This is a genomic window from Kitasatospora sp. NEAU-69 (genome assembly GCF_057158765.1).
On sequence record NZ_JBWXUE010000035.1, the window covers coordinates 26,933 to 52,568 of the forward strand.

The 25,636-nt window shown below is 74.3% G+C and carries 3 protein-coding genes; all 3 read left to right on the top strand.

The window, feature by feature from the left end:
• Window positions 1–95 precede the first annotated feature (95 nt).
• Genes AC060L_RS30645 through AC060L_RS30655 form a run of 3 tightly spaced genes read left to right on the top strand, consistent with a single transcriptional unit; the run spans window position 96 to window position 25,618 of the window.
• Window positions 96–24,110, top strand: coding sequence for a non-ribosomal peptide synthase/polyketide synthase (locus tag AC060L_RS30645; RefSeq protein ID WP_483802216.1), 24,015 nt, complete (start codon window positions 96–98; stop codon window positions 24,108–24,110).
• 3 nt (window positions 24,111–24,113) lie between these two features.
• Window positions 24,114–24,329: an MbtH family protein gene (locus tag AC060L_RS30650; RefSeq protein ID WP_483802217.1), complete on the top strand. Its 216-nt coding sequence runs from the start codon at window positions 24,114–24,116 to the stop codon at window positions 24,327–24,329.
• 11 nt (window positions 24,330–24,340) lie between these two features.
• A complete protein-coding gene (locus AC060L_RS30655) occupies window positions 24,341–25,618 on the top strand; it encodes a cytochrome P450 (RefSeq protein WP_483802218.1) in 1,278 nt (425 codons plus the stop codon).
• The last annotated feature ends 18 nt before the right edge of the window (window positions 25,619–25,636 follow it).

Consider the following 25,636-nt stretch of genomic DNA (forward strand, 5'->3'; position numbering starts at 1 on the left):
CCCGCGCCCACCCGCCGACCTCGTGACGCCACCGCGGTCGGCGTGGTCCGGCGTGCCCGGCCACCACGCCTGCCCACTCTTCTGGAGGTACCCCCATGTCCCGTCGCGACGGTGACGCGCTTCCCCTGACGGCGGCACAGCGCGAGATCTGGCTCGCCGAGCAGAGCTCCCGGACACCGATCCCGGGCTACCGCGTCGGCGAGTGCCTGGAGATCCAGGGGCCGGTGGACCCGGAGCTGTTCGAGACCGCGCTGCGCCGGGTGGTCTCCGAGGTCGACGCCCTGCACGTGACCTTCGTCGACGACGGGGAGGGCCCGCGCCAGGTCCTCCGGGAGAGCTGGGACTGGGCACCGGCGCACCTCGACCTCAGCGGGGAGCCCGCACCCCGCGCGGCGGCCATGGAGTGGATGGAGCGGGACCTGATGCGCCCGCTGGACCTCGCGCGTGATCCGCTCTTCGGTCACGCGCTGATCCGGCTCTCGCCGACCCGGTTCCTCTGGTACCTGAACTACCACCACGTGGTGCTGGACGCGATCAGCAGCGCCCTGGTCCGGCAGCGGGTCGCCGACGTGTACTCGGCACTGGCCGAGGGCGGGCCGGTGCCGCCGTCCCCGTTCGGTTCGCTGCGGGACCTCGTCGATGCCGACGCCGCCTACCGCGCGTCGGCCGACTTCACCGCGGACCGCGCCTACTGGACGGAGCGCTTCGCTGACCGGCCGGCGCCGACGCGGCTCGCCGACACGGCCCCGACCGATCCGCACCGCGCGCTGCGCCTGCGCGAGGAGCGGGAGCTGCGGCGCCCGGACGCGCTGCGGGCGGCGGCGGGCCGGACCGGTGTCCGGTGGTCCCGCCTGGTGATCGCGGCGGCGGCGCTCTACGCACACCGGCTGACCGGCACGCAGGACGTGGTGTTCGCCCTCCCCGTGACGGCCCGTCGGTCCGCGGACCGCGAGCTGATGACAGTGCCGGGCACCATGTCCAACGTGGTGCCGCTGCGGCTGACCGTGCGACCGGACATGCCGTGGCGTGACCTCGTCGCCCAGGTGGCGCGGGAGGTCGAGGCGGCCGTCGCGCACGAGCGCTACCGCAGCGAGGACTTGCTGCGGGACCTCGGCGCGTCCGGCAACATCGGGACGGCGTTCCCGCTGATCGTCAACATCATGGCCTTCAACTCCAGGCCGAGCTTCGCCGGGCACCCCGCCGCCGTGCACCACTTCGTGTCCGGGTCGACCACCGACCTCGCCGTCTGGGTGTTCGACTACCGCGACGGCAACCCCCCGCTGCTGCGGCTGCACGGCGCGCCGGAGGCGTACGGCGACGAGGACCTCGCGGCGCACCAGCAGCGGCTGCTCGCGCTGCTCGACGCCGTCGCGGACGTGGACCCGGACGAGCTGCTGGGCCGGATCGACCTGGTCACCGCCGAGGAGCGGCGTGAGCTGGCGGCGCTCGGCGCCGGGCCGGTGGCGGCCGCTCCGGCCGCTCCGGCCGTGAGTCTGCCGGAGCTGTTCCGGGAGCACGTGCGCGCGACCCCGGAGCTGGTCGCGCTGGTGGACGGGGACGTCTCGCTGACCTACGCGGAGTTGGACGCGCGGGCGAACCGGCTGGCGCACGCCCTGATCGAGCGCGGAGCGGGCCCGGAGCGGCTGGTGGCGGTGGCGCTGCCGAGGTCGGCCGAGCTGGTGGTGGCGATCCTCGCGGTGCTGAAGACCGGCGCGGCGTACGTCCCGGTGGATCCGGAGTACCCGGCCGCGCGGATCGGGTACCTGCTCGACGACGCCCGGCCGACCCTGCTGGTGACCGACTCCCGCAGCGAGGGCCGGCTGTCCGAGGCCGGTCCTGTCGACCGGCTGGTGCTCGACGACCCGGCGACGGCTGCCCTGGTGGAAGGTCTGTCAGCGGCCGACCCGCTGGTGGCCGTCGATCCCGGCCACCCGGCCTACGTCATCTACACCTCCGGCTCCACCGGACGGCCCAAGGGCGTGGCGCCGACCCACGGCGGCCTGCTCAACCTGCTCGGCGACCTCCGGCAGGTGCACTTCCCGGCGGCGCTCGGGGACCGGCAGCGGCTGCGAGTGGCCCTGACCACCTCGGTGTCGTTCGACGCGTCGTGGAACCAGCTGCTCGCCCTGTTTGCGGGCCACGAGCTGCACGTCCTGGACCACGCGACCTGGACCGACCCTGAGGCATTCGTGGGTTATGCGGCGCGCTGCGGGCTGGACTACATCGAAGCGACCCCGTCCTACCTGCAAGTCCTCGTCGCTCACGGGCTGTTGGGGCACAGCGGCTGGCGCCCGGCGCTGGTCGCAGCAGGCGGCGAGGCCGTTCCGGAGCGGCTGTGGGAGCAGCTGCGGGCGGCCGAGGGGGTGCGCTGCCTCAACCTCTACGGGCCGTCCGAGTGCACCGTCAACCCGGTGATCGCGTCCGTGGCTTCGAGCCTCCTCCCGGTCATCGGCCGGCCCGCCGGCAATGCCCGGCTGTACGTGCTCGACGGCGCCCTGCGGCCGCTGCCGGTCGGCACGCCGGGCGAGCTGTACATCGCCGGCCCGTGCCTCGCCCGCGGCTACCTGAACCGGCCGGGGCTGACCGCCGGGCGGTTCGTGGCGGACCCGTTCGGGCCGGCCGGTGCGCGAATGTACCGCACCGGTGACCGGGTGCGATGGGGAGCGGACGGGCAGCTGGAGTTCCTGGGCCGGACCGACGAGCAGGTCAAGATCCGCGGCTTCCGGGTGGAGCTCGGCGAGATCGAGGCCGTCCTCACCGAGCACCCGCGGGTCGCCCGGGCCGCCGTCGTGGTGCGCACCGAGACCGAGGAGGAGCCCCGGCTGGTCGCCTACGCCGTCGCCGAGCCCGGCGCGACGGTGACCGACACCGACCTGCGCGAACACCTGCGCGAATACCTGCGGGGCCGGCTGCCCAAGCACATGGTGCCGTCGGCCTTCGTGCTGCTGGACGCCCTGCCGCTGACCCCGAACGGCAAGCTGGACCGGCGGGCCCTCCCCGCGCCCGACCGGCAGCCCGCCGACCCGGGCCGCGCTCCGCGCACCGCGACCGAGCACCTGCTCGCCGGGCTGTTCGCCGAGGTGCTCGGCGCGGCGGAGGTCGGCGCCGACGACGACTTCTTCGACCTCGGCGGGCACTCCCTGCTGGCCACCCGGCTGGTCGCCCGGGCCCGGTCGGTGCTGGGCGTGGAACTGAGGCTGCGCGACCTGTTCGACGCGCCGACGGTGGCGGAGCTGGCGGCCGCGGTGGACGTCGCGGGCCGGGCGCGCCCGGCCCTGGGGCGGCGCGAGCGGCCCGAGACCGTCCCGCTCTCCTTCGCGCAGCGACGGCTCTGGTTCCTGCACCGGATGGAGGGCCCGAGCGCCACCTACAACATCCCGTTGACCCTGCGGCTGTCCGGACACCTGGACCAGCGGGCCCTGGACGCCGCGCTGGCGGACGTGGTCGAGCGGCACGAGAGCCTGCGCACCGTCTTCCCGGTGGTCGACGGCGTGCCGTGCCAGCGGGTGCTCGACCCCGAGACGGCCCGACCGCGGCTGCGGCTGACCGAGGTCGGCGAGCGCGAGCTGCCGGAGCGGCTGGCGCAGGCGGCCCGGTACGGCTTCGAGCTCTCCGAGGAGCCGCCGCTGCATGCCGAACTCTTCCAGCTGGGCACCGAGGAGCACGTGCTGCTGCTCGTGGTGCACCACATCGCCGGTGACGGCTGGTCGGCGGGGCCGCTCCTGCGGGACCTGAGCACCGCCTACGCGGCCCGTGCCGACGGGGCGAAGCCGGAGTGGTCGCCGCTGCCGGTCCAGTACGCCGACTACACCCTCTGGCAGCAGGAGCTGCTCGGCGACGGCTCGGACCCGGGCAGCCTGCTGAGCAGCCAACTCGCCTACTGGAAGCAGCAGCTGGCGGACCTGCCCGAGCAGGTCGAGCTGCCCTTCGACCGGCCCCGGCCGGCCGCGATGTCCTACCGGGGCGCCCACCTGCCGGTGCGGATCGACGCCGAGCTGCACCAGGGCCTGCGCGAACTCGCCAGGGACGGCGGCGCCAGCCTCTTCATGGTGCTCCAGGCCGGACTGGCCGCCCTGCTGGGCAAGCTCGGCGCGGGCACCGACGTCCCGATCGGCACACCGATCGCCGGCCGCACCGACGAGGCCCTGGACGACCTGGTCGGCTTCTTCGTCAACACGCTGGTGCTGCGCACCGACCTGTCGGGCGACCCGTCGTTCACCGAGCTGCTGGGCCGGGTGCGCGGCGACGCGCTGGCCGCGTACGCCCACCAGGAGGTGCCGTTCGAACACCTGGTGGAGGCGCTGAACCCGACCCGGACGCTGGCGCACCACCCGCTGTTCCAGACCATGCTCGCCCTGCAGAACGCGCCGCTCGGCGCCTTCGACCTGCCGGGGCTGCGGGTGACGACCGACCTGGTGCACACCGGGACGGCCAAGTGCGACCTGACCTTCATCCTGGCCGAACAGCCGGGCACGGAGGGGCTGTCGGGCGTGGTCGAGTACAGCACCGACCTGTTCGACGAGGCCACCGCGGCGGGGATCGTCGAGCGGTGGCTGCGGCTGCTGCGCGCCGTCGTCGCCGACCCCGGCCGATGCATCGGCCGGCTGGACGTGCTCTCCGCCGAGGAGCTCGGCGCGCTGCTGCCGGCCGAGGCCGACCGGGGCCGGGACCTGCCGGAGAGCAGCCTGACCGCGCTGTTCGAGCGGCAGGTCCGGGCGAACCCGACCGCCGTCGCCCTCACGGACGGCGAAGTCGAGCTGACGTACCGCGAGTTGAACGCCCGCGCGAACCGGCTCGCGCACGGCCTGATCGAGCGGGGGGTGGGGCCGGAGCGACTCGTGGCGCTGGCGCTGCCGCGCTCGGCGGAGCTGGTCGTGGCGGTGCTCGCCGTGCTGAAGGCGGGCGGCGCCTACGTGCCGGTGGACCCGGCGTACCCGGCGGCCCGGATCGCCTACCTGCTCCAGGACACCCGGCCCGCGCTGCTCGTCACGACGATCCGGACCGGCGAGCTGCCGGGGGCCGACCACCTGGACCACCTGGAGCGGCTGCTACTCGACGGTGCCGACCTGGACGGGCTGCCGGACACGGACCCGGGGGTGACCGTCGATCCCGGCCACGCCGCCTACGTCATCCACACCTCCGGATCCACCGGCAACCCCAAGGGCGTTGTGGTTCCGCACCGCAACGTGGTGCGACTCTTCGGCACCACCGAGGACCTGTTCGGTTTCACCGCCGACGACGTCTGGACCCTCTTCCACTCCTACGCCTTCGACTTCTCGGTGTGGGAGCTGTGGGGCGCCCTGCTGCACGGCGGCCGCCTGGTGGTCGTGGACCACGAGACCAGCCGTTCACCCGGCCGGTTCCTCGACCTCCTCGTCCGCGAGCGCGTGACCGTGCTCAACCAGACGCCCTCCGCCTTCTACCAGCTGATGCAGGCGGACACCGAGCACCCGCGTGAACTCGCCCTGCGGACCGTCGTGTTCGGCGGTGAGGCGCTGGAGCACGCCCGGCTGGCGAGCTGGTACGAGCGGCACCCGGCGGACGCGCCGCGGTTGGTCAACATGTACGGCATCACCGAGACCACGGTGCACGTCACGTACGCGGCGCTCGACCGGTCCGCCGCCGCAGCCGGCGAGATCGGCGCGGCCCTGCCGGACCTGCGGGCGTACGTGCTCGACGGCGGCCTGCGACCGGTGGCCCCGGGGGTGCCCGGCGAGCTGTACGTCGCGGGTCCCGGCCTGGCCCGCGGCTACCTGAACCGGCCCGGCCTGACCGCCGGGCGGTTCGTCGCCGACCCCTTCGGGCCGGCCGGCTCCCGGATGTACCGCACCGGAGACGTGGTGCGCCGTGCCCCGGCCGGTGGCCTGCGCTACGTCGGCCGGGCCGACCAGCAGGTGAAGGTCCGGGGCTTCCGGATCGAGCTCGGCGAGATCGAGGCGGTGCTGGCCGCGCACCCCGACGTCGCCCAGGTCGCCGTGCTGGCCCGGCAGGACCGGGCCGACGACACCCGGCTGGTCGCGTACCTGGTGCCGGCGCCGAGCGCCGCGCCGCGCGCGGCCGACCTGCGCGGACACCTCGCCGAGCGGCTGCCCGAGCACATGGTGCCGTCGGCGTTCGTCGTGCTGGACGCGCTGCCGCTGACCGCCAACGGCAAGCTGGACCACCGCGCCCTGCCGGCCCCCGACCTCGCCCCGGCGGCCACCGGCCGCGCGCCGCGCACCCCGCAGGAGCAGGTGCTCTGCGAGCTGTTCGCCGAGGTCCTGGGCGTGGCGTCGGCCGGCGTCGAGGACGGCTTCTTCGACCTGGGCGGGCACTCCCTGCTCGCCACCCGCCTGGCCGCCCGGATCCGTGCGACGCTCGGCCTGGAAGTGCCGCTGCGCACCCTGTTCGAGGCACCGACCCCGGCCGCCCTGGCCGCCGCCCTGGTGGCGGCCGGACCGGCGCAGGCCGCCCTGGTGAAGCGCGAGCGCCCCGAGGCGATCCCGCTGTCGTTCGCGCAGCGGCGGCTGTGGTTCCTGCACCAGCTGGAGGGCGCCGGTGCGAACTACCACATCGCCCTGGCCTGGCGGCTGTCCGGGGAGCTGGACCGGCGGGCCCTGGAGGCCGCGCTGGCGGACGTGGTGGCCCGGCACGAGAGCCTGCGCACCGTCTTCCCGGTGGTCGACGGCGTGCCCTACCAGCAGGTGCTGGATGTCGTGGCGGCCCGCCCGCGGCTGCTGCTGAGCCGGACCACCGAGGCCGAGCTGTCCGCCCTGATGGCGGCGGCGAAGCACCTGCCGTTCGACCTGGCGGGCGACGCGCCACTGCGGACCGAGCTGTTCGAGCTGGGGCCGCAGGAGCACGTGCTCCAGCTGGTGCTTCACCACATCGCGGGTGACGGCTGGTCGCTGGGCCCACTCGCGCAGGATCTGACCGCCGCCTATGCGGCGCGCTGCCGCGGCGAGGAGCCGCAGTGGGAAGACCTGCCGGTCCAGTACGCCGACTACTCCCTCTGGCAGCACGAGCTGCTCGGTGAGGCCACCGACCCGGACAGCCCGTTCGCCCGCCAGGCGGCCTATTGGACCGAGCAGTTGGCCGGTCTCCCGGAGCTGATCCAGCTGCCCGCCGACCGGCCCCGCCCGGCGGCCGCCTCGCACCGGGGCGGTTTCATGCACGCCGCACTGGACGCCGAGCTGCACCGGGGCTTGCGCGAGCTCGCCAGGGAGCGCGGCACCAGTCTGTTCATGGTCCTCCAGGCCGGACTGGCGGCGCTACTGAGCAAGCTCGGCGCGGGCGACGACATCCCGGTCGGCAGCCCGGTCGCCGGCCGGACCGACCAGGCGCTGGACGAGCTGGTCGGATACTTCGTCAACACCCTGGTCTTCCGCACCGACACCTCGGGCGATCCGACCTTCGCGGAGTTGCTGGACCGGGTCCGGGACACCTCGCTGGCCGGGTACGCCCACCAGGACCTGCCGTTCGAGCACCTGGTCGAAGCCCTCAACCCGGTGCGCTCGCTGGCGCACCATCCGCTGTTCCAGGTCATGCTGGCGCTGCAGAACGCGCCCCGGGCCGACTTCGCGCCGCCCGGGCTGCGCGTCGACGACATGCCGTTGACGACGACCACCGCCAAGCTCGACCTGATCTTCACCATGTCCGAGCGGCAGGCGCAGGACGGCTCCCCGGCGGGGATCGACGGGCTCGTCGAGTACGCCGCCGACCTCTTTGACCCGGCCACCGTCGAGACGATGTTCGGCCGCTGGGAGCGACTGCTCCGCGCCGTGGTCACCGACCCGCAGCGGCGGCTCAGCCGCTACGGCCTGCTCTCCGCTCAGGAGCGTGCTGACCTGACCGCCCTGGGCACCGGACCGGAGGTGGAGCTTCCGGCCGCGAGCGTAGCGGAGCTGTTCCGGGCGCAGGTGCGGGCGACGCCGGAGCTGGTGGCGTTGGTGTGCGGGGACGTTTCGCTGAGCTATGCGGAGCTGGACGAGCGGGCGAACCGGTTGGCGCATGCCCTGATCGCGCGGGGCGCGGGTCCGGAGCGGCTGGTGGCGGTGGCGCTGCCGAGGTCGGCCGAGTTGGTGGTGGCGATCCTCGCGGTGCTCAGGACCGGGGCGGGCTACGTGCCGGTCGATCCCGAGTACCCGGCCGCGCGGATCGGGTACATGCTGGACGACGCGCGGCCGGTGCTGGTGGTGACCGATCTGCGGACCCGGGGCCGGTTGTCGGAGGCCGGCGGCGCCGGGTGGCTGGTGCTCGACGACCCGGCGACGGCCGCACTGGTGGCGGGCTGCCCGGCGGCGGACCCGGAGGTTGCCGTCGATCCGGGGCACCCGGCGTACGTGATCTACACGTCCGGGTCGACCGGGCGGCCCAAGGGCGTGGTGTCGACCCACGGCGGCCTGCTCAACCTCTTCGCCAGCCAGCGACCGTTGTTGTTCCCGGAGCGGCCGGAGGGGCGGCGGCGGGTCGGACTGACCACGTCGGTGTCGTTCGACGCCTCCTGTGACCAGCTGTCCAGCCTGTACGCGGGCCACGAACTGCACGTGCTGGACGAGGCGACCTGGTCCGACCCGGACGCCTTCGTCGGCTACGTCGCGCGCGCCGGGCTGGACTACGTCAACGCCACCCCGTCCTATCTGCAAGTCCTTGTCGCGCGGGGGCTGCTGGACGATCCGGAGCGCCGTCCCGCGGTGGTCTCGATGGGTGGGGAGGCCGTTCCGGAGCAGCTGTGGGAGCGGCTGCGGGCGGTCGAGGGTGTGTCCTGCCTGAACTACTACGGGCCTACCGAATGCACGGTGGACGCCGTCGTCGCGTCGCTGGGATCGAGTCCGCGTCCGGTGATCGGCCGGCCGCTCGGGGGCATCCGGCTGCACGTGCTCGACGCCGCGTTGCGGCCGGTGCCCGCGGGTGTGCCGGGTGAGCTGTACCTCGCCGGTGCGGGCCTGGCCCGCGGCTACCTGAACCGGCCCGGTCTGACCGCCGGGCGGTTCGTGGCGGACCCGTTCGGGCCGGCCGGCTCGTGCATGTACCGCACCGGCGACCTGGTGCGGTGGGGCGCCGACCGGAACCTGGAGTTCCTCGGCCGTACCGATGACCAGGTCAAGATCCGCGGCTTCCGGATCGAACTCGGCGAGATCGAGGCGGCGCTGGCGGAGCATCCGCAGGTCGCCCAGGTCGCGGTGACCGTCCGGGAGGACCGGGCCGGGGACGCGCGGCTGGTCGCCTACCCGGTGGCCGTCGCCGGGGCGGAGCTCCAGCCGGACGAGCTGCGCGCACACCTGCGCGAGCGACTGCCGGACCACATGCTCCCGGCCGTCTTCGTGCCCCTGGGGAGCCTGCCGCTGACAGCCACCGGCAAGCTGGACCGGCGCGCGCTGCCCGCGCCCGTCCACACCGCGCCGAGGACGGGCAGGGCCCCGCGCACCCCGCAGGAGCAGGTCCTCGCGGAGCTGTTCGCCGAGGTACTGGGCGTGGCCGAGGTCGGGGCCGACGACGACTTCTTCGACCTCGGCGGGCACTCCCTGCTCGCCACCCGGCTGGTCGCGCGGGCGCGCGCCACCCTCGGGGTGGAGCTGGAGCTGCGCGCCCTCTTCGAGACGCCGACGGTGGCCGGGCTGGCCGCCGGGCTCGGCAGGGCCGGCCGGGCGAGGCCCGCGCTGAGCCGCGCGGAGCGGCCCGACCCGGTCCCGCTGTCCTTCGCGCAGCGGCGGCTGTGGTTCCTGCACCAGCTGGAGGAGGCCGGATCGGTCTACAACATGCCGCTGGCGTGGCGGCTGACCGGTGAACTCGACCGGACCGTCCTGCAGATGGCGCTCGGAGACGTCGTCACCCGGCACGAGAGCCTGCGCACGGTCTACCCCCAGGTCGACGGGGTTCCCCGCCAGGAGGTGCTGGACGCTGGAACGGCCGCACCCCGACTGGCCGTCACCCGGGTGGGCGCGGCGGACCTGCCGGACCTGCCGGAGCTGCTGACGGCAGCGGCAGCGCGCGGATTCGACCTCGCGACCGAACCGCCGCTGCGCGCAGAGCTGTTCGAGACGGCGCCGGACGAGCACGTGCTGCTGGTGGTGATGCACCACATCGCCGGTGACGGCTGGTCGCTGGGCCCGTTCTCGGCCGACCTGGCCACCGCGTACGCGGCACGCCGCCGGGGCGAGGAGCCGCGGTGGGCGCCGCTGCCCGTGCAGTACGCCGACTACACCCTGTGGCAGAACCGGTTGCTCGGCGACCCGGCCGACCCGGACAGCCTGTTCGCCCGCCAGACGGACCACTGGACGCGGACGCTGGCCGATCTGCCGGAGCAGCTCAAGCTCCCCGCCGACCGCCACCGCCCGGCGACCCCCTCCTACGCCGGCGGGCAGCTCGACGTCGAACTGGACCCCGACCTGCACGCCGGCCTGGTCCGGCTGGGCCGGCAGCACGGCGCCAGCGTCTACATGGTGCTGCAGGCCGCCCTGGCATCGCTGCTGGACAAGCTCGGCGCGGGCACGGACATCCCGGTCGGCAGCCTGATCGCCGGCCGGACCGACCAGGCGCTGGACGAGCTCGTCGGCTTCTTCGTCAACACCCTGGTGCTCCGTACGGATACGAGCGGCGACCCGACCTTCGCGGAGCTGCTGGCCCGGGTCCGCGAGCGCGCGCTGGCCGCCTACGCCCACCAGGACCTGCCGTTCGAGCACGTCGTCGAGGCCCTCAACCCGTCCCGGTCGCTCGCCCGTCAGCCGCTGTTCCAGGTGCTGCTGGCGCTGCAGAACGTGCCCCGCACCGAGTTCGCGCTGGACGGTCTGGGCTCCGAGATCCTCCTGGTGCGCACGCCCACCGCGATGTTCGACCTCGGCTTCCACCTGCTGGAGCGCGGTGGCACCGGCGGGCCGGCCGAGGGCATCGTCGGCCGGGTCGAGTACAGCACCGACCTGTTCGACCACGCCACGGTGGAGACGCTGGTCGCCCGGTGGTTGCGGCTGCTGGCGGCGGTGGTCGCCGAGCCGGACCGGCCGCTGAGCCGGATCGACGTCCTCACCGCCGAGGAGCGGCGCGAGCTGCTGGTCGCCCGCAACGATACCGCCCGCCCGGTCCGCACGGCTGATCTGCCCGCGCTGTTCGAGGCGCAGGTCAGGGCGACCCCGCAGGCCCCGGCCGTGGTGTTCGAGGACACCGAGCTGACCTACCGCGAGCTGAACCGCCGGGCCAACCGCCTCGCCCACGCACTGATCGCGCGCGGCGTCGGACCGGAGCAGACCGTCGCCCTGCGGCTGCCGCGCTCGGCCGAGCTGGTGGTCGCCGTCCTCGCCGTACTCAAGACGGGCGCGGCGTACCTGCCGGTCGATCCGGACTACCCGGCCGCCCGCATCGCGTACATGCTTCAGGACGCGGGCCCGGCCGTGGTGCTCGACGACCTCGCCGCCATCACGTCGGCCGGGGACCTGCCGGAGCACGATCCGGCCGTGGCCGTGGACGGGCGCCATCCCGCGTACGTCATCTACACCTCCGGGTCCACCGGCCGGCCCAAGGCCGTCGTGATGCCCGCCACCGGGCTGCTGAACCTGCTGGAGTGGCACCACGCGGCCGTCGGCGGCGAACCCGGCACCCGCACCGCGCAGTTCACCGCGATCAGCTTCGACGTCTCGGTGCAGGAGGTGCTGTCCGCGCTGCTGTACGGCAAGACCCTGGTGGTGCCGACCGAGGAGCAGCGCCGCAGCGCCGAGCTGTTCGCCCGGTGGCTGGACCGGCACGAGGTGGCCGAGCTGTTCGCACCGAACCTCGTGGTCGAGGCACTCGCCGAGGCCGCCGAGGAAGCCGGGCTGGAGCTGCCGGCCCTGCGACTGCTCGCACAGGCCGGCGAGGCGATGCGGCTGAGCGGTGCGGTGCGCCGGTTCCAAGCCCGCCGGCCGGGCCGGGTGCTGCACAACCACTACGGGCCCGCCGAGACCCATGTGATCACCGCCTACACGCTGCCGTCCGACCCCGCCGACTGCCCGCTGCCGGTGCCGATCGGCCGTCCGATCGCCAACTGCCGGGCCTACGTGCTGGATGCGGCACTGCGGCCGGTCGCCCCCGGGGTGCTGGGCGAGCTGTACCTCGCCGGGGCCGGGCTGGCCCGTGGCTATCTGAACCGGCCGGGTCTGACCGCCGGGCGGTTCGTGGCGGACCCGTTCAGCCCGGCCGGTACGAGGATGTACCGGACCGGCGACCTGGTGCGCTGGCGTGCCGACGGGGAGCTGGAGTTCGCGGGCCGGGTGGACCACCAGGTGAAGGTCCGCGGCTTCCGGATCGAGCCGGGCGAGATCGAGGCCGAGCTGACCGCGCACCCGGGCGTCGCCCAGGTCGCGGTGCTCGCCCGCGAGGACCGGCCGGGGGAGACCCGGATCGTCGGGTACGTGGTGCCCTCGGCGTCCGAGCCGGCCACCGCGGCGGAGCTGGCGGCGTACCTGCGCGAGCGGCTGCCGGACTACCTGGTGCCGTCGGCGTTCGTGCTGCTGGAGGCGCTGCCGTTGACGCCGAACGGGAAGCTGGACCGGGCGGCGCTTCCCGCGCCGGAGGGCATGACCACGGAGACGGGCCGAGCGGCACGCACCCCGCAGGAGCAGATCCTGTGCGAGCTGTTCGCCGAGGTGCTGGGCCGGCCACGGGTCGGAGTCGACGACGACTTCTTCGACCTCGGCGGGCACTCCCTGCTCGCCACCCGGCTGGTCTCCCGGGTCCGGGCGACCCTCGGGGTCGAGCTGGAGCTGCGCGCCCTGTTCCGCAGGCCCACGCCCGCCGGGTTGGCCGCCGGGCTCCAGGACGCCGCCGCCGCGCGGCAGGCCCTGGTTCCCCGGCCCCGCCGCGAGCCCATGCCGCTGTCCTTCGCCCAGCGCCGGCTCTGGTTCCTCCAGCAGTTCGGGGCGCCGAGCGCCACCTACCACATGCCGCTGGCGTTGCGGCTGAGCGGCGAGCTCGACCGGGACGCGCTGAGCGCCGCGCTCACCGACGTGCTGGGCCGGCACGAGACGCTGCGCACGGTCTTCCCGCACGTCGCGGGCATCCCGCACCAGCGGGTGCTGGACCCCGCAGAGGTGCCGGTCCCGCTGGCCGTGCGCGCGGCCGGCGAGGCGGAGGTGCCCGACCTGCTGCGCGAGGCAGCGGTGCGCGGCTTCGACCTGACCTCGGAAGTGCCGCTGCGGGCGGAGCTGTTCGCGCTCGCGCCGGACGAGCACGTGCTGCTGCTGGTGATGCACCACATCGCCGGTGACGGCTGGTCCATGGGCCCGCTGGCCCGCGACCTGGCCACTGCCTATGCCACCCGGCGGGGTGGCGGGGCGCCCGTCTGGCCGCCGCTGCCGGTGACGTACGGCGACTACACGCTGTGGCAGCACGAGATCCTCGGCGACGAGCACGACGGGGACAGCCTGTTCGCCCGGCAGGTCCGGTACTGGAGCGAGCATCTGGCCGGTCTGCCCGAGCAACTGCAACTGCCGCTCTCCCGGCCCCGCCCGGCCACCATGTCGTACGGCGGCGACCTCCTGGAACTCCGGATCGACGCCGAACTGCACGCCGCGCTGCTGGAGTTGGCGCGGCGTTCGGGAGCCAGCCTGTTCATGGTGCTGCAGGCGGCGCTGGCGGCGCTGTACACGCGGTTGGGTGCGGGCACGGACATTCCGATCGGGAGTCCGATCGCGGGGCGTACCGACGAGGCGCTGGACGAGCTGGTCGGGTTCTTCGTGAACACGCTGGTGCTGCGGACGGACACGAGTGGCGACCCGAGCTTCGCGGAGCTGCTGGGGCGGGTGCGGGAGACGGCGCTGTCGGCGTACGCGCACCAGGACGTGCCGTTCGAGCACCTGGTCGAGGCGCTGAACCCGTCCCGCTCGCTCTCCCACCACCCGCTGTTCCAGACCGGGTTGGTGGTGCAGAACGCGCCCGGTGGCGACTTCCGGTTGCCCGGCCTGCGGGTCTCCGGGATGACCGTGCTCACCGGGACCGCGCGGCTCGATCTGACCTTCGGCCTCGCGGAGGAGCACGGGGCCGACGGTGCGCCGGCCGGGATCAGCGGCGCCGTCGAGTACAGCACCGACCTGTTCGACCGCCCGGCGATCGAGTCGATGGTCGCCCGGTGGACCAGGCTGCTGGCTGCCGTCGCCGCCGCACCCGATGAGCCGATCGGCGGGATCGACCTGCTCTCTGCCGAGGAGCGGCGCGAGTTGCTGCCCGCCGTCGAGGGCGGGGCGGTTCCGACGAGCCTGCCGGAGCTGTTCGCGGCGCAGGTGGCGGCGACGCCGGACGCGGTCGCGCTGGTGTGCGGCGATGTGGGGTTGACGTACCGTCAGCTGAACGCCCGGGCAAATCGGTTCGCGCATGCGCTGATCGCGCGGGGTGTGCGGCCGGAGCAGTTGGTGGCGGTGGCGTTGCCGCGCTCGGTGGAGTCGGTGGTGGCGGTCCTCGGTGTGCTGAAGGCCGGGGCCGCGTACCTGCCGGTGGATCCGGCGTACCCGCAGGCGCGGATCGCGTTCATGCTCGCGGACGCTCGCCCGGCGGTGGTCGTCGATGACCCGGCGATGGTGGTGGAGGGCGACTGGCCGGAGACCGACCCGGTGGTCGCGCTCGACGTCCGGCACCCGGCGTACGTGATCTACACCTCGGGTTCGACCGGCCGCCCCAAGGGCGTCGTGGTCTGCCACGCCGGTGTGTCGGGCCTGGTCGCGGCGCAGGGCGAGCGGCTCGGCCTGGCGCCCGGCAGCCGGGTGCTCCAGCTTGCCTCGCCCAGCTTCGACGCGTCGTTCTGGGACCTGTGCAGCGCCCTGCTCACCGGTGCCGCCCTCGTCCTGGCCCCGGCTGACGCCCCGCTGGAGGCCCTGACGGACCGGCGGCTCGGCATCACCCATGTCACCTTGCCGCCCTCGGCCCTGGTGGCAGTGGACAGCGCCGACGTCACGGCGACCACCCTGGTGGTGGCGGGTGAGGCCTGCCCGCCGGAGCTGGTGGAGCACTGGGCGCCCGGGCGGCGGATGATCAACGCGTACGGTCCGACCGAGACCACGGTCTGCGCGACCATGAGTGACCCGCTGTCGGCGGCAGCGGGCGGCGTGCCGCCGATCGGCCGGGCGGTCGCGGGCTTCCGGGTGTACGTGCTCGACGAGCGGCTGCGCATCGTGGCGCCGGGGGTGGTGGGGGAGCTCTACGTCACCGGCCCCGGCCTGGCCCGTGGGTACCTCGACCGGCCCGGGCTCACCGCCGAGCGCTTCGTCGCCTGCCCGTTCGGCCCGGCCGGTGCCCGGATGTACCGCACTGGCGACCTGGTCCGCCGGCGCGGCGACGGGCAGCTGGAGTACGTCGGCCGCGCCGACCAGCAGGTGAAGGTCCGTGGCTTCCGGATCGAACTCGGCGAGATCGAGGCGGCGTTGGCCGGGCACTGCGCCGTCGCGCAGTCGGCCGTCCTGGCCCAGGACGACCGCCTCGTCGGCTACGTGACGGCTCGTCCAGGCGCGACCGTCCGTCCGGCGGAGCTGGCGGCGTACCTGCGCGAGCGGCTGCCGGACTACCTGGTGCCGTCGGCGTTCGTGCTGCTGGAGGCGTTGCCGTTGACGCCGAACGGGAAGCTGGACCGGGTGGCGCTGCCCGCGCCGGAGCCGGGCACGACCAGGGAGACGGGCCGGGCGCCGCGCACCCCGCAGGAGCAGATCCTGTCCGAGCTGTTCGCCGAGGTGCTGGGCCTGCCGCGGGTCGGGGTCGACGACGACTTCTTCGACCTCGGCGGGCACTCCCTGCTCGCCACCCGGTTGGCCGCCAGGGTGCGCTCGGTGCTCGGCGTCGAACTGGGGCTGCGCGCGCTGTTCCAGGCGCCCACGGTGGCGGGTCTGGCCGGGGCACTGGCGCAGGCCGGCAGTGCCCGCCCGGCCCTGACCGCACGGGAGCGGCCGGCGGCCGTGCCGCTGTCCTTCGCCCAGCGCCGGCTCTGGTTCCTGCACCGCATGGACGGTGCGGCCGCGACCTATCACATCCCGCTGGCTCTCCAGCTGACCGGAACGCTCGACCGGGCAGCCCTGGACGAGGCGCTGGCCGACGTGGTGGCCCGGCACGAGAGCCTGCGGACGGTGTTCCCGGAGGTGGACGGCGTTCCGTGCCAGCGGGTCCTGGACCCGGCCGCGGCCCGGCCCCGCATCCGGCTGACCGAGGTCTCGCAAGCCGAACTGCACAGTCAGCTCGCCGAGTTCGCCCGGCGGCCGTTCGACCTGGCGGCGGAGCCGCCGCTGCGGGCGGAGCTGTTCGCGCTCGCGCCGGACGAGCACGTGCTGCTGCTGGTGATGCACCACATCGCCGGTGACGGATGGTCCACCGGCCCGCTGGCCCGCGACCTCGCCGAGGCGTACGCCGCCCGGAGCGAGGGCCGTGCGCCGAGCCGGCCGGACCTGCCGGTGCAGTACGCCGACTACACGCTCTGGCAGCGCGACCTGCTCGGCGACGCCGCCGACCCGCAGAGCCGGTTCGCCGAGCAACTCGACTACTGGAAGGGGAAGTTGTCCGACCTGCCGGAGCTGCTCCAGCTGCCCACCGACCGGCCGCGGCCGGCCGTCGCCGGCCGGCACGGCGATCACGTCGGCCTGCAGCTGAGGCCCGAACTGCACGCCGCGCTGGCCGAGTTGGCGCGGAACACCGGCAGCAGTCTGTTCATGGTGCTGCAGGCCGCGTTGGCGGCGCTGTACACGCGGTTGGGCGCGGGCACGGACATTCCGATCGGGAGTCCGATCGCGGGGCGTACCGACGAGGCGCTGGACGAGCTGGTCGGGTTCTTCGTGAACACGCTGGTGTTGCGGACGGACACGAGCGGCGACCCGAGCTTCGCGGAGCTGCTGGGGCGGGTGCGGGAGACGGCGCTGTCGGCGTACGCGCACCAGGACGTGCCGTTCGAGCATCTGGTCGAGGCGCTGAACCCGTCCCGCTCGCTCTCCCACCACCCGCTGTTCCAGACCATCCTGGCCGTACAGAACGCCCCGATGGGCCGGTTCTCGCTGCCCGGCCTGGAGGTCGCCGGCTACGCGGTGGCCACCGGAACCGCCAAGTTCGACCTCGGGGTGAGCCTCGTCGAGCAGTTCGGTCCGGACGGGGAGCCGGCCGGGATCGTCGGCGCGGCGGAGTACGCCACCGACCTGTTCGACCGCTCGACGGTCGAGGCCCTCGTCCGGCGCTGGACGCTCCTGCTGGCGGCGGTCACCGCCGACCCGGACCGGGCGATCGGGAGGATCGACCTCCTCGACGGCGAGGAGCGGCACCGGCTGCTGGAGCGGGGCAACGAGACCGCCCGCGAGGTGGGCGCCGTACCGGTGCCGCAGGCCTTCGCCGCCCAGGTGGCGGCGACGCCGGATGCGGTCGCCCTGGTCCGTGGCGATGTCGAGTTGACGTACCGGGAGTTGAACGCGCGGGCGAACCGGTTCGCACACGCGCTGATCGCCCGCGGGGTGGGCCCGGAGCAGCTGGTGGCGGTGGCCCTGCCGCGGTCGGTGGAAGCGGTGGTGGCCGTCCTGGGCGTCCTGAAGGCCGGGGCGGCGTACCTGCCGGTGGATCCGGCGTACCCGCAGTCGCGGATCGACTTCATGGTGGCGGACGCCCGTCCGGCGGTGATGGTCGACGACCCCGCCATGGTGGTGGAGGGCGACTGGCCGGAGACCGACCCGGTGGTCGCGCTCGACGTCCGGCACCCGGCGTACGTGATCTACACCTCGGGCTCGACCGGCCGCCCCAAGGGCGTCGTGGTCGCCCACGCCGGTGTGGCCAGCCTGGTCGCCGGGCAGATCGAGGGGTTCGCGATCGCCCCCGACAGCCGGGTGCTCCAGTTCGCCTCGCCCAGCTTCGACGCCTCGGTGTCGGAGATCTACACCGCGCTGCTGTGCGGCGCCGCCCTGGTGCTGCCCCCGGCGGCGGATCCGGTCGCCGCGCTGACCGACCCGGACCTCGCGGTCACCCACGTGACCGTGCCGCCGTCCGTCCTGGCGGCCCTGCCGGAGGGCGCGACGACCGTGTCGACGCTGGTGGTGGCGGGTGAGGCCTGCCCGCCGGAGCTGGTGGCCCGCTGGGCGCCGGGGCGCCGGATGGTCAACGCCTACGGTCCGACCGAGACCACTGTGTGCGCGACCATGAGCGACCCGCTGTTCCCGGGGGCGGGCGTGCCGCCGATCGGCCGGCCGATCGCCAACGCCAGGGTGTACGTGCTGGACGACCGGCTGCGGCCGGTGCCGCCCGGCGTGCCCGGCGAGCTGTACGTCGCGGGCGCGGGCCTGGCCCGTGGCTACCTGAACCGGCCGGGCCTGACGGCCGGACGGTTCGTCGCGTGCCCGTTCGGCCCGGCCGGGAACCGCATGTACCGCACCGGCGACCTGGTCCGCTTCCGTGCCGATGGTCAGTTGGAGTACGTCGGCCGCGCCGACGACCAGGTCAAGGTCCGCGGCTTCCGGGTCGAGCCCGGCGAGGTCGAGGCGGCGCTGGCCGAGCACCCCGCCGTCGCCCGGGCCGCCGTCCTTGCCCAGGACGACCGGCTCGTCGGCTACGTCGTTCCGCGCCAGGACACCGCCCGGGACGACGGCCTGGAGGCGGACCACGTGGGGGAGTGGCAGGACATCTACGACGCCCTGCCCATCGCTCCCGAGGAAGCCGCCTTCGGCCAGAACTTCGTCGGCTGGAACAGCAGTTACGACGCCGACCCGATCCCGGTCGAGCAGATGCGGGAGTGGCGGGACGCCACCGTGGCCCGGATCCTGGCCCTGCGCCCCCGCCGGGTGCTGGAGGTCGGTGTCGGCACCGGTCTGCTGCTCTCGCAGGTCGCACCGCACTGCGAGAGCTACTGGGCGACCGACTTCTCCGCCACCGCGATCGAGGCGCTGGCCGCCCAGGTGGCCGGGCAGCAGGACCTGGCCGGGCGCGTGGTGCTGCAGACCCGCCCGGCACACGACACCGACGGGCTCCCGGCCGGGGAGTTCGACACCATCGTGATCAACTCGGTGGTGCAGTACTTCCCGTCCGCCGAGTACCTCGCCGACGTGATCGGGAAGCTGATGGGGCTGCTCGCCCCCGGCGGCGCGCTGTTCGTCGGCGACGTCCGCAACCTGCGGCTGCTGCGCCCGCTGGCCACCGCCGTCCAACTCCACCGGGCCGGCGAAGGCACCGACCTCAGCGCGGTGCGCCGCGCGGTGGAGCAGGCCCTGCGGACGGAGAAGGAGCTCCTGGTCGACCCGGACTTCTTCACCGCCCTGCGGGAGCACGGCACGGGGATCGGCGCGATCGCCGTCGAGGTCAAGCGGGGTCGCCACCACAACGAACTGAGCCGCTACCGCTACGACGTGACGCTGCACAGGCCGCCGGTGGCCCCGGCGGCCCCGGGCCGGTCCGTCGAGCTGGCGTGGGGGCGGCAGGTCGCCGGGCCGGCCGAGCTGCGCGAGCTGCTCGCTCAGCCGCCCGCCGGAGTGCTGCGGGTCGCGGGGGTGCCGAACCGCCGCGTGGCGCGGGAGGCCGCGCTGGCCCGGGCGGTGCAGAACGGGGACGGCTCGGTCGCCGATCTGCTGGAACGGCTGCACGCCCCGCAGGACGGCGACCTGCCCGACGACCTCCCCGATCCGGAGGACTTCCACGCCCTCGGGGCGGAGTTCGGCCGCTCGGTGGCCGTCACCTGGTCGGCCACCGCGGCGGACGCCGTGGACGTGGCCTTCACCGACCCGCAGGCACTGCGCGGCTCTCCGGTCGAGGCGTACCGGCCGGACCGGGCCACGTACCGGGCGTTGTCCTCGCTGACCAACCGCCCGACCGACAGCCGGGGCACCGGCGCCCTCCTGGGCGAACTCCGCGACTGGCTGCGGAGCCGGCTGCCCGACTACCTGGTCCCGTCGGCGTTCGTGGCGCTGGAGGCGCTGCCGCTGACGGCCAACGGCAAGCTCGACCGCCGTGCGCTGCCCGCCCCCGACCTCGGCCCGGTCGCGGCCGGCCGGGCGCCGCGCACCCCGCAGGAGCAGCTCCTCGCCGAGCTGTTCGCCGAGGTGCTCGGCCTGGCGCAGGTCGGCGTCGACGACAGCTTCTTCGACCTCGGGGGGCACTCCTTGCTGGCGACCCGGCTGGCCTCGCGGGTCCGGGCGACGCTCGGCGCGGAGCTGGAGGTCCGGACGCTGTTCGAGACCCCGACCGTGGCCGCCCTGGCGGCCCGCCTGGACGGCTCCGGAACGGCGCGGCCCGCGCTCACCGCCCAGCCCCGCCCGGACCGGATCCCGCTCTCCTTCGCGCAGCGCCGCCTCTGGTTCCTGCACCGGATGGACGGGCCGAGCGCCACCTACAACATGCCGCTCGCGCTGAGCCTGACCGGCGAGCTGGACCGCCCGGCCCTGCACGCCGCGCTGGCGGACGTGGTCGCCCGGCACGAGAGCCTGCGGACCGTCTTCCGTGAGACGGACGGCGTGCCGCACCAGGTCGTGCTGAGCGCCGCGCAGGCGCACCCGGCGCTCCCCGTTGTCGAGTCGGACGAGAGCGGGCTGGCCGAGCGGCTGGCGCAGACGGCCCGGCGCGGCTTCGACCTGGCGGCGGAGCCACCGGTCCGGGCGGAGCTCTACGCGCTCGCCCCCGACCGGCACGCGCTGCTGGTCGTGGTGCACCACATCGCCGCCGACGGCTGGTCGATGGGCCCGCTCGCCGGTGACCTGGCCGCGGCCTACGCGGCCCGCTGCCGGGGCGAGCAGCCGCAGTGGTCCCCGCTGCCGGTGCAGTACGCCGACTACAGCGCCTGGCAACGCGACCTGCTCGGTGACGCCACCGACCCGGACAGCCTGTTCGCCCGGCAACTGGCCTACTGGAAGCACGAGCTGACGGGCGTCCCGCAGCAGCTGCAGCTGCCCGCCGACCGGCCGCGGCCGCCGGTGGCCTCGCAGCGGGGTGGCCGGGTGGTGGTCCGGCTGGACGCCGAACTGCACCAGGCGCTGCGGGAGTTGGCCGCCGCGCGCGGCGCCAGCATGTTCATGGTGCTTCAGGCCGGCCTCGCCGCGCTGCTCACCCGGCTCGGCGCCGGTACGGACGTCCCGATCGGCAGCCCGATCGCGGGCCGTACCGACCAGGCGCTGGACGAGCTCATCGGCTTCTTCGTCAACACCCTGGTGCTGCGCACCGACACGAGCGGCGACCCCGGCTTCGCCGAACTGCTCGGCCGGGTGCGGCAGAAGGCGCTCGCCGCGTACGACCACCAGGACGTGCCGTTCGAGTACCTGGTCGAGGTGGTCAACCCGGCGCGGTCGCTGGCCCACCACCCGCTGTTCCAGATCATGCTGGCCCTGCAGAACGCGCCGCTCGGCGAGTTCGCGCTGCCGGGGCTGGAGACCGGCCACCTGGAGGCGCCGACCGGGACCGCCCGGGTCGACCTGACGTTCAGCCTGGCCGAGCAGTTCCGCCCGGACGGCGCCCCCGACGGTCTGGTCGGCGCGGTGGAGTACGCCACCGACCTGTTCGACGCGCCCACCGTGGAGCTGCTGTTCGAGCGCCTGGCCCGTCTGTTGCGCGCGGCGGCTGCCGAGCCCGACCAGCCGATCAGCCGGATCGACATCATGCCCGTCGAGGAACGCCGCCGACTGCTCGCCGCGTCCAGCGGTGCCGCGGCCGAGCTGCCCGGGGCCGCGGTGCCGGAGCTGTTCGCCCGTCAGGTGCGGGCCACCCCGGAGGCGGTCGCGGTCGTGGCGGGCGGCACCGAGCTGACCTACGCGGAGCTCGACCTGCGGGCCGAGCGGCTGGCGCGGGCGTTGATCCGCCATGGCGTACGGCCGGAGACGCCGGTCGCGGTCATGCTGGACCGCTCGGTGGAGCTGGTCGTGGCGATCCTGGCGATCATCAAGGCCGGCGGCGCCTACGTGCCCCTGGACTCGCGCTTCCCCTCCTCCCGAATCGACCTGATCCTGCGGGAGAGCGGGGCCGCCCTGGTGCTCACCCGGGAGGTGCTCGGCGCGCTGCTGGAGTCCGCGGTCGCCGATCCGTCCAGCGTCGAAGTCCGGTGTGAACCCGGGCAGTTGGCGTACATCATGTACACCTCCGGCTCGACGGGTCGGCCAAAGGGGGTGGCCGTCACCCACCGTGACGTGGTGGGCCTCGCGCTCACTCCCGAATGGCGCGGCGGCGGACACGAGCGGGTGCTCATGCACTCCCCGACGGCCTTCGACCTCTCCACCTACGAGCTGTGGGTGCCGCTGCTCAACGGCGGCCGGGTCGTGGTCGCACCGCCGGAGCAACTCGACCTCGACCTGCTCCAGCACACGATCGCCTCGAACGGGGTGACCGGACTGTGGCTCACGGCCGGGCTGTTCCGCCTGGTCGCCGAGGAGCGCCCGGGCCTGCTCGCGGGGGTGCGCGAGGTGTGGACCGGCGGCGACGTGGTCTCCCCGGCCGCCGTCGCCCGGGTGCTGGCGGCCTGCCCCGGCATCGAGGTCGTCAACGGCTACGGGCCCACCGAGGCCACCACCCTGGCCACCTGGCACCCGGTGGGCGACCTCGCCGAACACGCCGCGACCGTGCCGATCGGCCGCCCGATGGCGAACATGCGCGCCTACGTGCTGGACGACCGGCTGCGCCCGATGCCGACCGGCATGGTGGGCGAGCTGTACCTCGCGGGGACGGGCGTGGCCCGCGGCTACCTCGGCCGGGCCGGCCTGACGGCGGAGCGCTTCGTCGCCGACCCGCACGGGCCGTCCGGCAGCCGGATGTACCGCACCGGTGACCTCGCGTCGTGGCGCAGCGACGGCACGCTGGACTTCGCCGGACGCGCCGACCACCAGGTCAAGCTGCGCGGCCTGCGGATCGAGCCCGGGGAGATCGAGGCGGTCCTGGCGGGCTGCCCGGGCGTCGCCCAGGCGGCCGTGGTCGCTCGGGAGGACCGGCCGGGCGACAAGCGGCTGGTCGCCTACCTGGTGCCCGCCCCCGAGGGCGCGCCCGAGGCGAGCGAGCTGTCCGCCCGGCTGCGCCGCGACCTGCCCGACTACATGGTGCCGGCGGCGTTCGTCACCGTGGCCGCGCTGCCGCTGACCGCCAACGGCAAGCTCGACCGGGCGGCCCTGCCCGCCCCCGAGTACGGGGCCTCGGATGCCGGGCGGGGACCCCGGACGCCGCAGGAGCAGCTGATCTGCGGCCTCTTCGCCGAGGTCCTCGGCCGGGAGATGGTGAGCATCGACGACAACTTCTTCGACCTGGGCGGGCACTCGCTGCTGGCCGCCCGCCTGGCCTCCCGCGTTCGCGAGACACTCGGCCTGGAGTTGAGCCTGCGCATGCTCTTCGAGGCACCGACCGTGGCCGGTCTCACCGAGCGCCTGCTCATGGACGATCCCGCGGACGCGTTGGACGTGGTGCTGCCGCTGCGTTCGACCGGGACCGGCACACCGCTGTTCTGCATCCACCCTGGCGGCGGCATCAGCTGGTCGTACAGCGGTCTGCTGCACCACCTCGGCCCGCAGCACCCGGTCTACGCCATCCAGGCGCGCGGCCTCGGCCGGCCGGAACCCCTGCCGGCGTCCTACGAGGAGATGGCGGCCGACTACGCCGACCAGATCCAGAAGATCCAGCCGGAGGGCCCGTACCTGCTCCTCGGCTGGTCCGCCGGCGGGCTGATCGCCCACGCGCTCGCCTGCGAGCTGCAGTCGCGCGGCGAGCGGACCGCACTGCTGGCGATCCTCGACGCCTACCCGGTGAAGGAGGTGCGGTTCGAGGTGGCTCCGGTGCCCACCGTGCGGGACGTGCTCGTCGGTGTGCTCGACGTAGACCCGGACGAGCTGGGCGACCGGGAGATCACCTACGCCGAGGTGGCCGAGGTGCTGAACCGGCGGGGCAGCGCGCTGGCCGGCCTGAACGAGCGGCAGATCGAGGTGATCGTCGAGATCATGATCAACAACGCCGGGCTGGCGGTCGACTTCGTCCCCGGCGGGTTCGACGGAGACCTGCTGCTCTTCAACTCCACGATCGACCGGGCCGAGGACAACGCCGGGCCCGAGACCTGGCGCCCCTACGTCAGCGGCCGGATCGAATCGCACGAGATCACCACCCGGCACGACCGGATGACCCAGGCCGGCTCGCTGGCCCAGATCGGGCCGATCCTGGCCGCCAGGATCGCCGGGGCCACAGATGACACCACCCTTTCCCACCAGGAGGACTGACCCATGACCAACCCCTTCGACGACCAGGACGGCACCTTCCTCGTGCTCGTCAACGACGAGAACCAGCACTCGCTGTGGCCGCAGTTCGCGGACGTCCCCGACGGCTGGACCGTCGTCCACGGCCCCGACAGCAACGCCGCCTGCCTGGAGTACGTCGAGCAGTCCTGGACCGACATGCGGCCCAGGAGCCTCGCCGACGCCATGAACGCCCGGCAGTAGCGCGGATCGCAGTGAACCCGACCGACACCACGGACGAGGCCCGCCCCACGGCGGGCCTCGCCCCGCCCCGCGACCTCGCCCCGCCCCACGACCTCGCCGCGGACCTGCTCACCCCCGAGGCCCAGCGGGATCCGTACCCCTGCTACGCCCGGATGCGGCGCGAGAGCCCCGTCCACCGCAGCGCCCAGGGCATCTGGTACCTCACCCGGTACGCCGACGTCGAGGCGGCCCTGACCGACCTGCGGCTGTCCAACGACCGGGACCGGATGACCCGCGCCTACGGCGCGCTCGGCGGCGACCTCAAGGCCTTCAGTCGGCTCACGGACCGGCTCGGCCGGGTGATGACCAACACCGACCCGCCGGACCACGCCCGGCTGCGCAAGCTGGCCAACCGGGCCTTCACCGCCCGGCGCGTCGAAGCCCTGCGCGACGGCGTCCAGCGCATCGGCGACCGGCTCATCGACCAGGCCGTCGCGGCCGGGCCGACCATGGACCTGATCGAGGCGGTCGCCTCCCCGCTGCCGATGTCCGTCGTCTGCGAGCTCTTCGGCATCCCGCCCGAGGACCGCCCGCAGGTCAAGACCTGGTTCCGCCGCTTCGGCCGGCTGGGTGAGGACATCGACAAGTCCGAGGCGGCGATCGCGCAGTACGAGGAGTACCTCGCCGGGCTCGTCCGCCGGCGCCGGGCGGACCCGGGCGACGACCTGATCAGCGCCCTGGTCGCCACCCAGGCGCAGGACGACCGGCTCACCGACTCCGAACTGCTGTCCACCTGCTTCGTCCTGATCACCGCGGGCGACGAGACCACCACCCACCTGATCGGCAACGGCGTGCTCGCCCTGCTGCGCCACCCCGACCAGCTGGCCCGGCTGCGCGCGGACCCGCGGCTGATCCGCGGCGCCGTCGAGGAACTGGCCCGCTACGACACGGTGACCCAGGCGATCGTCCGGGTCGTCGCGCAGGACCTGGAGATCGGCGGGCGGACGCTGCGCGAGGGCGAGCTGGTGTACCTGTTCCTCGCCGCGACCAACCGCGACCCCGAGCGTTTCGAGGACCCCGACCGGCTCGACCTGACCCGCCCGGACAACCGGCACCTGACCTTCGGCCACGGCCCGCACTTCTGCCTCGGCGGCCCGCTGGCCAAGCTCCAGGCCGAGGTGGCCATCGGCACGCTGGTCCGCCGGCTGCCACGCCTGCGGCTGGCCGACGAAGCCGCCGGCGGGGCGGCCCTCGCATGGCGGCCGAATCCCCTGCAACGCCGGCTGAGCGCACTCCCACTCACCTACTGACGCTCACCTACTGACCCG